Here is a 14,813-nt window from a genome sequence, read left to right on the forward strand (position 1 = left end):
TTGCGGTGCGCCAAGTCAGCGAAATAAGCTAAAAAAGGCGAGTTGGGACGATGATTACAGGGCAAAAGTTTTCTTTGGTTAATTATCCGACAAAGTATGCTCCCGCCCTGACGCGAAGCGGGGTATTAATATACTGAAAGACTAAAACTTACGCAGCCAGCTGCGGGGAATCAGACCCACTGAGATTGAAATTTGAAGGAAATCAGGAATAACTTCTATACTTGATGCTAATGTGAAATATCGATTCAAATGTACCCTCTAGATGAATGGATTAAATAAAATGCTTAATTACCTAAAAAGCCAGCAAATATTGCGCTGGTACTTATTACTTTTACCCACACTCTGGTCTATTTTATTTCTGGCTAACTTTCTTTGGAATATCAACCCTCAAGCAGGTAATTATTTTGCTTTATTTATCTGGGGATTACAAGCCATCATGATGCTATTGATGATGCTGGCTAGCGGCTATTTTTTCACGAAGATGTTAATTGAGGATAAAAAAATAATAACACAACAAGAAAAAGCAAACACAAAGCATTTAATCATATTACCTTGCTACAAGGAGCCCATTGAAGTCATAAATCAATCACTTACTTACTTATTAAATCAAACGATTAATACTAAAAACAATGTTATTCTCATTGTTAGCTTTGAAGAAAAAAGCCCACAATTAGAAGAATCAAGACAGTTTTTACTTGAAACATACCAAGAGCAATTTTACTTCTTTAATATTTGTGTACACCCAGAAAATATCACCAAAGAAATACCAGGAAAGTGTAGCAATGAGCGGTTTGCTGTAAAGTATGCTCTGTCTATTCTAGACAAAAAAAACTGTGAGTTTACCGTTAACAATACACTGATCACAGTGATGGATTCAGATACACTTTTACATCGCCGCTATTTAGAATATATCGCCAATGATTTTGAAAGGCAGGGCCAAACTAGAGGCTTTAATATTATTTGGCAAGCCGCTTTATTCTATAATTGGAATTTAAATCACTCATCTTTTTTTACACGGATCACCGCTCTGTTTAGGAGCATTTGGATGATAGGTTTTAATATTCCTTTTCAAGTCCATTCAATGAGTGTTTACTCATCATCTTTAAAGCTGTGCATCGATAATGATTTTTTTGATCCCACTTACCAAATGGAAGACATGCATTATTTTGTCTCTTCGATGAATACCCGAATGGGTAAAGTCAAATTGCACCCTATTTATCTGCCCGTGATCTGTGGCCCAACTTCAGGTGAAAACTGGCAAGAAGAATTAAGTGAGTGGCATAGGCAAGCAAAAAGGTGGAGTATAGGTGCATTTGAAATCTTTCATTATATATGCACTAAAGCGCCCAATATGGGGCTCATGATCACAGCTCGCCTAGCGTTAACGTTAACCTTACTTTACGGTCTTTTTCAAAGTATTATTTTTTTTGCAACCTTAATTGCTATCCCCGTTTTACATCATTATCAACAAACGGCTGATGCACAGCTGTGGTATATTTTCGGCATGATCCCTTGGCTATTCATCATTTGGGTATTTTGCATTGATAGGCTTTTTGTGCACTTTTTTAATCTAGAAAAAGAAAAAGTCGGCCTTTTTCGTAATATATTACATATCTTCCTTACTCCCTTTGTATTACTTTCATACAATCTAGTATCATTTTTTTCACTGCATATACTGGCAATACGTGGAAAATCGGTTTGTAAACATGATCCTTCCGAAAAATCTAATCTCGCCAAATTCAAACAAAATAGCCCAAAATAACCTAATTTCAACTTCCATCAGCAAACAGTTAAACCTAAGTAAAAAAAACTAAACTTATTCATTTTGCGGCCGATATGCATATTACGTTTTATATTCACGTGATTTTACACGAGTAAACACAACGATGGAGTCCTCTATGAAAATGAATGTCGCTACACGTGTAATAGGAGGGTTTAGTGTCGTCACCTTGCTATTAATTATATTAGGTACCGCTTCTTTACTCACCAATAATAAATTAAAAACCAGCACTAGTGTATTACAATATGTCAGTATCCCAGCATTAAAATCAAGTAACTCTTTATCAAGCTCATTGTTTCTCCAAGAAAAACAAAATATCACCGCATTTTATAGCCAAGACCCCAACGAAATCCCAAACTTAAAATCTAATTTTGATACATACAGCCAGCAGTTTACTGATGAACTCGATGCATTATCATCACAAGTTAAAAATGAAGCTGATTTTAATGTCGTCCTTTCTAATTTAAAAAGCAATTATCAGGCATTCGAAAAGTATAGTAGGAGTATGCTTCAAACTCACGAAACCACGCTACTAACACAAAAAAGCCTTATAGATAAAATGGATGTAATAGAAACCACAGCGGATGATACCGCTTCCTACTTACTCGATTTAATTGATCTTGAAATTAGCGATGACTCACAAGAACAACAAATAGCATCCATCGCTAGTGGTATCGACACGGGGTTTACTGGCATTGTAAGTACCAGCTATGATTTACTACAAACACCTGATAAAACTAAGTTTAATACGATAAAAAAAGAGCTTACTTTCATTGTAAGTGACACAAAAAATAAGCTCCGTTATTTGTCTGAAACATGGGGCTATGTCATTGATGATCATTTAATACAAAAAATTAATGATGAAGCGGCAAGACTGTTTGCATTAATTGAAGATGGCAACTCCATTTTAGTGTTGAAAAGTAGAACGATTGATAGCCAAATTGCGGCCGTTGATTTGCTCGCCCAAGTTGAACAAGAATTTAGCAATACCAATGAATCAATGAAAAAACTGACCCATGCCATTGAGTCTATGTCTCAAGACATCAGCCATACCGCCATAGATAATATTAATGCTGCCAGTATTAATACGCTTATTTTAGGGATCATCGCTATTATTGTTGCCATTTTGGTGAGCATTGCCGTTATACGTCCACTGACACGTTCATTAAACAGTGTGAATCAAGCCTTCAATATTTTAGCCTCTGGTGATTTAACCCATAAACTCAATGAAGAAGGTCATGATGAATTTGCAAAACTTGCAGGCAATTGTAATCGTCTGATCGACAGTCTGCGTAATCTAATACAAGGGATCTTGCATCGCTCTGATCAACTTGCCGCAGCCGCTGAAGAAACATCGGCTATCACTGCACAAACAACCGTTGGGATCCAAGAACAAAAAAACCAAGTCGATCAAGTTGCAATCGCGACAACACAATTACATTCTAGCGCACAACAAGTCACCACCAGTGCCAATGCGGCGTTAATTGAAATCAAAGCCGCTGATAATGAAAGTCAGCACATGCGTCTTATCGCCGATGAAAATAAACAAACCATTTTAGCCCTTGCCGAAGAAGTCACCAAGGCAGGTCAAGTCATTAACCAATTACATGCAGATAGTGCATCAATCGGCTCCATTTTAGATGTCATTCGCAGTATTGCTGACCAAACCAATTTGCTCGCCCTCAATGCCGCTATTGAAGCGGCTCGCGCAGGAGAACAAGGGCGAGGCTTTGCCGTTGTGGCTGATGAAGTACGTAGCCTTGCTTCTCGCACACAAGCTTCTACCCAGGAAATACAACAAATGATCGAAGTGCTTCAGCAAGGGGCCGAGCAAGCTGTATCGGTGATGGAACTGGGTAAACTGCAAGCCAATTCTTGCGTAGAAAAAACAGAGCAGGCGAATAATGCCTTAGAAAGTATTAGTCATGCCGTTCACAAAGCACATGATTCAGGTACTCATATCACCCAAGCGGCACAAGAACAACATATGGTTAGCCAGCAAGTATCAGAGAAACTTGAGCATATAGCCTCGATCTCAGAAGAAACAGCCACTGGTGCCGATCAAACCGCACAATCGAGTCATCAAGTCGCCCAACTTGCTGAAGAGTTACAAGCATCAGTAAAAGAATTTAAAATCTAAGACATATTCCAAGTCAGTTGGCTATTGTTATCTCTCTACAGAAAAATACCGAACGAGATGTTCGGTATTTTTATACTGGATTACCTTATTTAACCTGAACTCGGGATAATGAGTGTCAAACAATCTCAATATTTCATTTAAAGTCAACAACTTAAAAAAACTGGTTATTCTTTATTTTCATATTTGGCTTAATGCCAAAACTTTTGTCGATATCAAGGCGGGATTTCGTATCTAATAGCTGGCTATTAGTAGAAAACACAACACAGATAGGGGCAAAAATAGCGGTATTAAGCGGCGCTGCTTATCCCGAGTTCAGGTTATTTAATCATACTAACTACCCGCAATCCGTGCTTCTATTACTGATGTAATAGCACTCGATGCATATCCTTTCGTTTTAGCCCAATCAACAATGGTTTTCCCATCAGCCTCCACTGACTTTAATTCTTTTACAGATAAGCGCTTGGCAACAAATGTACCGATGCTATCAGACTTAGAATCCAATGCAGTTCGCAATAAGCTTTGCCCATCGCATGAAATTGCCGAATAAATATTCCTTAGTTTTAAGCGATTTTCTTTCAATTTCTTCCGTAAACGATTTTTATCATCGCTTTGAACATAATTACAAATATTAGCAACCAATTGTTGTGGATCAGCATGCACAGGTACTGAAAATGAAGATGCTATAATCAACGCAGCCATCGCTGTGGGTAACAAACGCATCGGGCACTCCTTTATCTTATTTTTATCAACCCAAAGAAAGCACCAACCAGTGCTTTTTAATCCTTTGAATAACATGTTAAACCAAGGTAATTTAACATTTTTTAACCAAGTTTATAAAGGAATATTCCAATCCAGAGCTATTTTTTTCTACAATTTTGCACTCTTCATGCCAAGAGCCATCATCCCAGTGAGGAAAAAAAGTATCTCCTTCTACATCGAGTTTAATTTCAGTTAAATATAGACGCTCAGCTTTAGGTAACATCGCAGAATATAATTGCCCGCCCCCAATAATCACTAGCTCATCACTCTGCCCTGCTGCCATTATTGCCGAGTCAATTGAATCAACAATGGTGATCCCTGATGCTGAAAAATGTTCCTGCCTTGTAATAACAATATTATGCCTTCCAGGTAAGGGGCGACCGATAGATTCAAAGGTTTTTCTTCCCATCACTATGGGCTTATCCATTGTCATTGCCTTAAAGTGACGTAGATCTTCAGGCAAATGCCAAGGCATTTGATTATCTTTACCAATCACCCTGTTATTCGCCATTGCCGCAATCATAGCGATTCTCATAATATGTCCAATTTTAGCTAATTCAGTTAAAGGCGATCTTACCTATAAGAAAGAAGAAAACACAAGTCAATCATGAGCCTTTCACCACAAAAAATCACCTCGACTTTCTGAGCAGTAAACAAAAAAATATCATCAAAATCGTGGGTAGTAGCCAAGTCAACTCTTCCGTCTGAAGGGGCATAAAAGACAAAAAGTGCATATTGATGCCTACCTGAGTTAATGCATCGATACTGCTAAATATTAGCGCCACACAAACAATTAAAAGGTGGGATAATGCGGGAAATGCAAACCTTGAGGTTAAGAACGTTGACACAATCAGTGCGATCGCCATAGGATAAACCACTCGTAATACAGGCGCACTGATGTGTATTAAAGCAGGTAAACCCACATTGGTGACGACAATACAAATAATAGAAAATATAATAAGGTAAGTTGTATAAGATAATCTAGGGAGCTGCTCATGAAAAAATTCCGCACACGCACCTAATACACCAACCGCTGTTGTAAGACAGGCTAATGTCACAACTATTGATAATAATATCAGTCCAACATCATGAAAATGTTCAGTCACGTAACGAGTGAGGATCACTACGCCATCACGAGGAGGACTTACAAAATCTTTTGACGTCGCCCCTAAATAAAAAAGAGATATATAAACAAACGCTAACCCCAAAGCTGCAATTAATGCTGCTATCACCAAATATCGTGTTTGAATCCTTTTCTTATTAATGCCCTTTTGACGCAACACATCAATTAATAAAATGCCGAAAACCAATGCCCCTAACGCATCCATGGTGTTGTAACCTTGCAAAATGCCACTGCTAAAAGGGTTAAGGATATAATCCCCCTGAGGAGAACCTATAACAGAACTTGGTAACACCACCACAGAGATAGCCAGTCCAATCAGTAACATGATCAATATAGGAGTCAATACTTTACCGACAGTATCAATTAATTTTCCGGGAGAGAAAGCAAAAAATAACACCACAGTAAAAAAAACGACACTAAAGAAACAGTGCACTAAGTTCACACTCAACCCCAAAAAATTTAAATTAGGTAACGCCCCCTTTAAAAATGGTGAAACACCGATGTCGTAAGCAACAAGTGCGGTTCGGGGAACACCAAAGGCTGGACCAATAATGATAAAAATAATGAAAGATAACAAGGTTGCTAAGCCTTTAGGCAACAAGCCCAACACTTTCCCATTCGATTTTGCCACCGCAATTAAGGCTATCAAAGGTAAACCAACAGCCGTTAATAGAAAGCCAAACATGGCTAGCATCATATTTTTGCCAGCCATAAAACCAATTAAAGGCGGGAAAATCAAATTGCCAGCACCTAAGAAAAAAGCAAAAGTCATAAAACCTAATGCCAAGGTATCTTTACGATTTAATGTATGGGTGCTCACTCTTTATCCATAATGATTGAAGGCCATATAAAAACTGTAGCAGTTAATGCACTCTATTGACTTGAAGAAACAACATTCAGATAAATGAAAACAGATTTAATGGATATGCGATAAAACCTCACTCGATATATGAGGCTCGATTTAAACTGAACGGCTATACCCAAACCGACTAAAATACATTAAAGATATATATTTCAGTTGGCTGGGGATAATAAACTAGGAATAAACAGGCATCACTTCTTAAGCCAGAGTCTCTGCTATGTTTTTATCTTGACGTTTCTCGCCTTTCAAAAATAAACACCCCAGAATGGTCACTACCGTCGGTAATAGCCATGCCATACCATGGTGTTGTAACGGCATGAAATCCAGTACATCAACATTCACTCCAGCCTCTTTTAAACCATCAACCACGCCAAACAATAACGCCACGCTCAATACTAATCGATGTGAAAAAACAGGATGAGCAAAACGTTCAGTTAAAAAAGTGACGAGTACTAACGCTATAGCAACGGGATAAATCATCATAAGTACAGGCACGCTAATGCTGATCAGCTCTGATAAACCCACATTGGCGACTAATGCACAAATAATACTAAGGATCACCACAAAAAATCGATATGAGATTGCAGGAAAAGTTTCATTGAAAAATTCAGAACAAGCGCTTAATAGGCCCACGGCCGTTGTTAAACACGCCAAAGTCACCACACTCGATAATAATACCAGTCCAAAAGAGCCGAACTCTCTTACCACATAGTTCGTTAAAATTTGTCCGCCGTTAGTCACATTTAAGGCTAAATCACCCGCTGTCGCGCCTAAGTAGAAAAGCGAGATATACACGAAAGCTAAGCCAGTTGCGGCAATTAACGCGGCTCTAATTAAATATTGCGTTTGTATTTTAGGACTTTCAATGCCCTTTTTACGAAGAATATCAATAATCAAGATACCGAAGATCAATGATGCTAGCGCATCCATTGTATTATAGCCTTCTAAAATCCCAGTAATTAATGGGTGAGATGCATAATCTCCAGAGGCGGCTTGAACATCCGATCCCGGTAAAATTATCACAGAAACAGCCAAGCCCACTAACAATAACAATAAAATCGGGGTTAATACTTTACCGACATTATCCAGTAATTTACCAGGAAAAAGTGCAAATACCATAGAAACAGAAAAAAAAGCAAAAGTATAAAGTAATTGAGCAAGATTAAAGGTGAGATTGGCGATTTGAACTGTTGCACTAGTATCATCTAAAAAAGGTTTTAATCCCACTTCAAATGCCACTAACCCTGTTCTAGGAGCAGCAAAAGCAGGACCAATAATAATAAAAATTGTCACAGCAAATAACGTGGCGATACCTACGGGTAACAAGGCCATAATTTTACCATTCGCTTTCGCCACGGCAATCAAAGCAAGCAAAGGTAAACCGACTGCGGTAAACAGAAAGCCAAACATTGCAAATGTCATATTCTCACCGGCTAAAAAGCCTGTGAGTGGAGGAAAAATCAAATTTCCTGCGCCTAAAAAGAACGCAAAGGTCATAAAACCTAAGCCTAAAGTGTCCGCCAAACTTAATTGATTCTTTTGCAAAGTCACTATCCCATTTTACTATTAAAAAATAGACGATTAGCTTCTATTTATAAGCCCGAACATTGTCAAATCAAGTTTGTTATAAATGTACAGCGCTAACCTAGAAAACTCATCATCCAAAATACACCACATCATTTCTGCCATTGGCCATTTGGTCTTTTTTATATATTTATCTACTATGAATTGATTATTATCTCGCCCTTAGAAAAGAAGCCAACTACCTAAATTCGAAGAATACAACTTCAAAGATATATAGATAAAGAGTCAGTATTTACCACACAAAAAAATCATGGACAACATTATCCCCCTCACTCATAGACCAAAGAACAAATAAAACCAAAACACGAGCATAATAAAAACCAAAAACAAACTTATACGCAACATAAAACCACTTAATTACTCATAACTTTCATGCTCAATCAAAATATGCATTTTAGATTCATTTACGTAAGGAATATCTGTTCACCTTGACTTCATCATCCACTCATAAAAATAGAAAAATCCATTATAAAAATGTCACTTTCAAGCGTTCCGCTACGTTTTAACATTAAATTTAATCAAAAAATCCATTTATATTCCGCTATAACTTAAGAGTGTCTTACTTGTCTACTCGGAAACCTGCTATACTGCTGCGCTGTTTTTAAAATTAAAAAGGTAACTTAGCGTGGAAAGCGCCCAATTAAAGCAATTTGTAATCGATAAAATCGAAGATTTGAAAGCAAAAGATATCACCGTACTCGACGTGTCAGAACAATCCAATATTGCCGATTTTATGGTGGTTTGTTCAGGTAACTCGAAAACGCATGTGAGATCCATTGCCGAAAATCTAGTCGTAGAATCAAAACGAGCCAACCTCAATATTAAAGGTGTTGAAGGACGTGATACGAGTGAATGGGTATTAGTCGATTTAGGTGATGTGATTTTGCATGTTATGCAACAGCAAACCCGTGACTATTATCAACTCGAAAAACTGTGGTCAGAAAAACCCGAATAATGAAAATTCAGTTAGTCGCCGTTGGCACTCGCATGCCAAATTGGGTCGAGCAAGGGTTTCAAGAATATCAGCGCCGTTTTCCAAGAGATATGGCGCTTGATCTTGTTGAAATACCGGCAGGGAAACGTGGGAAAAATGCCGATATCCCTCGTATCCTACATAAAGAAGGGGAGTTAATGCTTGCTGCGGTCCCTAAAAGTAATCATATTGTGAGCCTTGATTTACCCGGTAAAAACTTGACCACGCCCGCCCTCGCCACTCAATTAAATAAATGGCTATTAGATGGAAGAGATGTCAGTTTATTGATTGGGGGACCAGAAGGATTATCCCCAGCCTGTAAACAAGCTGCAACGCAAAGCTGGTGCTTATCCGCACTGACGTTACCCCACCCCTTAGTCAGAGTGATTGTCGCAGAAAGTTTATATCGAGCTTGGAGCATTAATAATAATCACCCATATCATAGAGAATAGGCTCGACTAACATATTGCATTGGCATCTGATAAATTATCGAGCCTGACATTACAGGGTAAGGAGATAGCGTCTGTGGCACCAAATAAACGGGTAACAATGAATGATCATGCTGCCGAGGCATCACTGTTTAAACGTCGCGCCATTTTTACTTTCTTTTGCGTCGTTTCATTGTTAAGTTTGTTACTAATTAACCTTTATCAACTACAGATTATCTCCTTTCAAGATTACACCACTCGCTCAAATGATAATCGTATCCGTGTCGTCCCTATAGCCCCAAGTCGTGGGTTAATTTATGACAGAAATGGCGTATTACTCGCCGAAAATCAACCTTTTTATTCTCTTGAAATGTTGCCCGAAAAAGTCAAAAACATTCCAGAGATGCTCAATGAACTTAAAAGCATCATTCCATTAAGTGCTGAACAAATTGAAGATGTCATTCAATCTCTCAAAGGTCATCGCCGTTTCAAGCCATTAACCATAAAAAACCGACTAACAGAAGATCAAGTCGCCCAGTTTAGCGTCAATCAATATCGCTTTCCCGGTGTTTCTGTTGAAGCTGGCCTTAAGCGATATTATCCATACACGAGTTTATTCACCCATGCCTTAGGTTATGTCGGCCGCATCAATCGTCGCGATCAAATCAAACTTGAACGCGAGAATGAGTGGAAACAATATGCGGCAACCAATGATATTGGCAAGCAAGGAATTGAGCGCTTTTACGAGAGTACCTTACACGGTAAACCCGGTCATCTTGAAGAAGAAGTCAATAATCGTGGCCGCACCATACGAATATTAAAGTCTGACGCGCCAGAACCAGGCAAAGATATTTATTTAACGCTCGATCTCAAATTACAACAAAAAGCCGTGCAGCTCCTCGATGGCAGGCGCGGTTCGATTGTGGCGATTGATCCTCGTGATGGCGGGATCTTAGCCATGGTCTCTAGCCCCAGTTACGATCCCAATATGTTTGTTCATGGGATCAGCAGCAAAGCTTACAATAAGCTATTAAATTCAACCTCTCGGCCACTGATTAACCGTGCGACTCAAGGCCAATATGCCCCTGCTTCCACGATTAAGCCTTTCTTAGCATTAATGGGACTTGAAAACAAAACCATTACCCCTCAAACGCGAGTGTGGGATCCGGGTTATTGGCAAATCCCAGGCGTCGAACGTAAATACCGTGATTGGAAACGTTGGGGTCATGGCTGGGTTAATGTCCACAGTGCGATTGTAGAGTCCTGTGATATTTATTTTTATAACTTAGCCTATAAGAGTGGCGTCAATAACATTGCTCGCTTTATGGCCCCTTTTGGATTTGGCGAAACGACTGGCGTTGATATTAATGAAGAATCAACAGGGATCTTACCCTCTAAAGATTGGAAGCGTGCTCGCTATAATCAACCTTGGTATATAGGCGATACCATTTCAGTGGGTATTGGCCAAGGATACTGGACCGCAACCCCACTACAAATTGCCAATGCAGCCGCTATTTTGGCGAATAAGGGCAAGCGCTTTGTGCCACATTTTCTCAAATCGGTCAACACCAATACCACCGATGAAGATCCTAATAATGAATTAACACCACTAAAATTGAAAGACCCCAGCAATTGGAAGATCGTTAGCGAGGCCATGCGTGAAGCAGCCCATAAATCACGGTTTAAAAATGCGCCTTATACCGCAGCGATGAAAACAGGTACTGCTCAAGTCTTTAGTGTGGCCGAAGATACACGTTATAACGCAAAAACGATTGATGAACACTTACGAGATAATGCGTTAGTGATTGCTTACGCTCCCTATGAAAACCCTCAAATCGTACTTTCAGTGGTACTTGAAAATGTGGGTTGGGGTTCAAAAAATGCTGGCCCTGTCGCACGAGCGATGCTCGATGAATATATGCTAAGAGACAATGGAAAAACGGTGAAATGAGCACACATAACCATAGACCCAATATTTGGCAAAGATGCCATATCGATCTTCCCCTACTATTAGGCTTATTAAGCTTAATGGCCTATGGATTAATTGTCATTTATTCAGCTGGCGGTGAAGACGTAGCATTATTGGATCGCCAAATGGTCCGCATGGTCTTATCTTTGATCATTATGTTTGGTATCGCACAAATTAACCCTGAAGTGTTAAGACGCTGGGCTTTCCCCATTTATATGACGGGGATTATTTTACTCTTAGGTGTGCATTTTTTTGGCGAAATCAATAAAGGCGCACAACGCTGGTTAAACGTGGGTTTCATGAAGTTTCAGCCTTCAGAACTCATCAAATTAGTGTTTCCAATCACGATGGCATGGTACATCAGTAAATTCCCTTTACCGCCCAAAAAACGTTATCTTGCTGGCGCCGGCATATTATTACTCATTCCCACATTACTCATTGCAAAACAACCGGATTTAGGTACCTCGATCCTCGTCGCAGCCTCGGGTATTTTTGTATTATTTTTATCAGGGATGAGCTGGATGATTGTCATTGGTGTCGTCGTTGGGATCCTTGCGATGCTGCCGATACTGTGGTTCTTTTTAATGCATGATTACCAACGCACGCGAGTGCTCACCTTATTTAATCCAGAGCAAGATCCACTCGGCGCGGGTTACCATATTATCCAATCAAAAATTGCCATCGGTTCTGGCGGTCTGTGGGGAAAAGGCTGGCTACAAGGGACACAATCTCAATTGGAATTTTTACCTGAACGCCATACTGATTTTATTTTTGCTGTCATCGGTGAAGAATTTGGCCTTATTGGCAGTGCCATATTACTCACCTTATATCTCTACGTGATAGGCCGAGGTTTGGTCATTGCATCACAGGCACAAACGAGCTTTTCTCGGTTATTAGCCGGCAGTATCACCCTCACCTTTTTCGTTTATATTTTTGTCAATATTGGCATGGTTTCTGGATTACTGCCTGTAGTCGGTGTTCCACTACCGCTGATCAGTTACGGAGGCACTTCAATGCTAACCCTAATGACAGGATTTGGCATTCTCATGAGCATACATACCCATAGACGTTTCATCGACAGATAGGATAACGCTATTATGACTTTTCTCCCTAAATCAATTTCTCGACTATCGCTATTACTCGTAACCTCTTTTGGTTTAATGGCTTGCTCTTCATCCAATGTGGCCTCTGAAGCCCAAACGGCTCAGTACAAACAAGCCTTTATCGATAAACAATTAGCCGCAGGTTATGATAAAAAAACAATCGATTTTTTTCTTAGTCAAGGGCATTACAATCAAGCGGTGATTAATGCTATCACCACCCCTTGGGAAGCAAAGCCTTGGGATCAGTATTATCCTATCTTCCTCACCCAAAAGCGCCTCGATGCAGGACTCACTTTTTGGGATGAATACCAAGACACCATAGAAAAAGCTGCCGAGCAATACCAAGTCGAACCCGAAATTATTGTCGCCATCATCGGTATTGAAACCTTTTACGGAAAAATCATGGGCAATTATTCCGTTGTCGATGCGCTCTATACCTTGGGCTTTTATTACCCTCCTAGAGCCGATTTTTTTCGCTCTGAATTTGCTAATTTACAAGACTTAACCCAAGAAGAGCATTTAGATATCAAGTCGCTTAAAGGGTCTTATGCTGGCGCCATGGGCTATGGGCAGTTTATTCCTTCAAGTTATCGTCACTATGCTGTCGACTTTGATCAAGATGGGCGCAGAGATCTACTCAATAGCCCCATTGATGCCATTGGCAGTGTGGCCAATTACTTCCATCAACACGGATGGCAACAAGGTGCGCCTGTCGCAATACAGCTAGAGCAAACTAACAACAAACCTGATAACCTCAATGTCTGGGCGGGTAAGAAACCTGAATATCAAGTGCTCGATTTCATTCCCTATCTACCTTCATCTTCCAACTCAATCCAAAACAATGCACTCAATCCAGCTTTACTCATAGAGCTTGAACAAGCCTCTGGCAATGAATATTGGCTTGGATTTAATAACTTTTATGTGATCACTCGATATAATCGCAGCCCCTTATACGCCATGGCGGTGTACCAATTTAGCCAAGCATTAAAAGACGCTCATACTCATCCCGATAGAGGGACTAACCTCTAAATCGGATCACGGCCATGTCAAAATGTTCTACTTTCTGACTGGCCGCTGACTCAAGTTTACAAATGTATTAAAATGATACGAAAATTAACATCTAAATTGAAATTAGCACTAGCGCTAATCCTCCCTACCCCTTATGCTGCTTATTATTCCTCGCTGCCAGATCTGTAAAATAATCTCAATGATAAAAAACATCACCCTTATTTTCAGTCTCGCTATTTTATTCATTATCAGTGGCTGCTCCAGCAATAAATCCAATACCGATAACCCTAATGCTGGGCGTTATGCCATGGATAAAGATAAAGCCCCGACATCAGCACCCGATGTCAGCAAGGTCAAAGATGCCACGCCTCAATATGAAGCCTATAGTCGAGGCGGTAATCGCAAGAAATACACTGTAATGGGTAAATCCTACACGGTCTTAAACTCTGGTAAGGGTTATCAAGCCACAGGCATAGCCTCTTGGTACGGACTTAAATTTCATGGCCACCTCACTGCCAATGGTGAGGTCTATGATATGTATGCCATGTCAGCAGCCCACAAGACTTTGCCTTTGCCCAGCTTTGTTAAAGTCACTAATACTGGTAATGGCAAAACGGTCGTCGTGCGTGTTAATGACAGAGGTCCTTTTCATCAAAATAGATTGATCGACCTATCTTACGCTGCGGCCTATAAACTCGACATGCTCAAAATAGGCACAGCAAAAGTCAAAGTTGAAGTCATTTATGTCACCGACCCCAGTCTCCTAGCCGTTAATGACGCCATCCACACTGAGCAACATTATATTCAAGTTTTTGCTTCCAGTGATAAGACAAAAATCAATCAATTAGCAAAGAAACTCACAAAGCAGTACCAATTAAAATCACGACTACAAACAGTTGATAACCTGTATCGCTTACAGTTAGGCCCCATTGGGCAGCAACATCTTGCCACTCAACTGACTGATAAGCTAAAAAATGACGGCTATTCCAATAGCTATTTAGTGACCGAATAAAGTAAGTTTAATGAACCTTCTTTCTCTTGCCCTTTTCAGTAAATGGTATACTCGGGGGAAATGGTTTTCTTC

The 14,813-nt window shown here is 39.7% G+C and carries 12 protein-coding genes; 8 read left to right on the plus strand and 4 right to left on the minus strand.

The genetic code is table 11. From position 1 onward, the window contains the following. Positions 1-280: 280 nt before the first annotated feature. Positions 281-1,762 carry a glycosyltransferase family 2 protein gene (locus tag L2764_RS12040; RefSeq protein ID WP_248940494.1) on the plus strand — a complete coding sequence of 494 codons (1,482 nt, stop codon included), beginning with the start codon at positions 281-283 and terminating at the stop codon, positions 1,760-1,762. A 136-nt stretch (positions 1,763-1,898) separates the two neighbouring features. Next, entirely contained in the window at positions 1,899-3,920 is a 2,022-nt protein-coding gene (locus L2764_RS12045; protein WP_248940496.1) for a methyl-accepting chemotaxis protein, read from the plus strand. Between the two features lie 330 nt (positions 3,921-4,250). On the opposite strand, the gene L2764_RS12050 is transcribed toward L2764_RS12045, so the two are convergent. The 4 genes from L2764_RS12050 to brnQ (L2764_RS12065) form a co-directional block, all read right to left on the minus strand. Next, positions 4,251-4,640 (minus strand): DUF3718 domain-containing protein, encoded by a 390-nt coding sequence (locus tag L2764_RS12050; protein ID WP_248940498.1) that lies wholly within the window; start codon positions 4,638-4,640, stop codon positions 4,251-4,253. A 91-nt stretch (positions 4,641-4,731) separates the two neighbouring features. After that, positions 4,732-5,214 (minus strand): type 3 dihydrofolate reductase, encoded by a 483-nt coding sequence (gene folA / locus L2764_RS12055; RefSeq protein WP_248940499.1) that lies wholly within the window; start codon positions 5,212-5,214, stop codon positions 4,732-4,734. A 94-nt stretch (positions 5,215-5,308) separates the two neighbouring features. After that, positions 5,309-6,622 carry a branched-chain amino acid transport system II carrier protein gene (gene brnQ / locus L2764_RS12060; protein WP_248940500.1) on the minus strand — a complete coding sequence of 438 codons (1,314 nt, stop codon included), beginning with the start codon at positions 6,620-6,622 and terminating at the stop codon, positions 5,309-5,311. A gap of 240 nt (positions 6,623-6,862) precedes the next feature. After that, positions 6,863-8,209, minus strand: coding sequence for a branched-chain amino acid transport system II carrier protein (gene brnQ, locus L2764_RS12065; protein WP_248940502.1), 1,347 nt, complete (start codon positions 8,207-8,209; stop codon positions 6,863-6,865). Positions 8,210-8,873: 664 nt separating this feature from the next. Here brnQ (L2764_RS12065) and rsfS point away from each other — a divergent pair. The 6 genes from rsfS (at position 8,874) to L2764_RS12095 (ending at position 14,741) form a co-directional block, all read left to right on the plus strand. Beyond that, complete coding sequence (gene rsfS, locus L2764_RS12070) at positions 8,874-9,203, plus strand: ribosome silencing factor (RefSeq protein ID WP_248940504.1); 330 nt, start codon at positions 8,874-8,876, stop codon at positions 9,201-9,203. Next, positions 9,203-9,673 carry a 23S rRNA (pseudouridine(1915)-N(3))-methyltransferase RlmH gene (gene rlmH, locus L2764_RS12075; RefSeq protein ID WP_248940506.1) on the plus strand — a complete coding sequence of 157 codons (471 nt, stop codon included), beginning with the start codon at positions 9,203-9,205 and terminating at the stop codon, positions 9,671-9,673. Before rsfS ends, rlmH begins: the two co-directional genes overlap by 1 nt. 73 nt (positions 9,674-9,746) lie before the next feature. Continuing rightward, complete coding sequence (gene mrdA, locus L2764_RS12080) at positions 9,747-11,600, plus strand: penicillin-binding protein 2 (RefSeq protein ID WP_248940508.1); 1,854 nt, start codon at positions 9,747-9,749, stop codon at positions 11,598-11,600. Then, positions 11,597-12,703, plus strand: a complete 1,107-nt coding sequence (rodA, locus tag L2764_RS12085) for a rod shape-determining protein RodA (RefSeq protein WP_248940510.1) — start codon at positions 11,597-11,599, stop codon at positions 12,701-12,703. Before mrdA ends, rodA begins: the two co-directional genes overlap by 4 nt. Positions 12,704-12,715: 12 nt before the next feature. Next, positions 12,716-13,750, plus strand: a complete 1,035-nt coding sequence (gene mltB, locus L2764_RS12090; RefSeq protein WP_248940511.1) for a lytic murein transglycosylase B — start codon at positions 12,716-12,718, stop codon at positions 13,748-13,750. 178 nt (positions 13,751-13,928) lie between these two features. After that, positions 13,929-14,741, plus strand: a complete 813-nt coding sequence (locus L2764_RS12095; RefSeq protein ID WP_248940512.1) for a septal ring lytic transglycosylase RlpA family protein — start codon at positions 13,929-13,931, stop codon at positions 14,739-14,741. Positions 14,742-14,813 lie beyond the last annotated feature (72 nt).

The organism is Shewanella surugensis (genome assembly GCF_023284005.1).
Taxonomy (GTDB): domain Bacteria; phylum Pseudomonadota; class Gammaproteobacteria; order Enterobacterales; family Shewanellaceae; genus Shewanella; species Shewanella surugensis.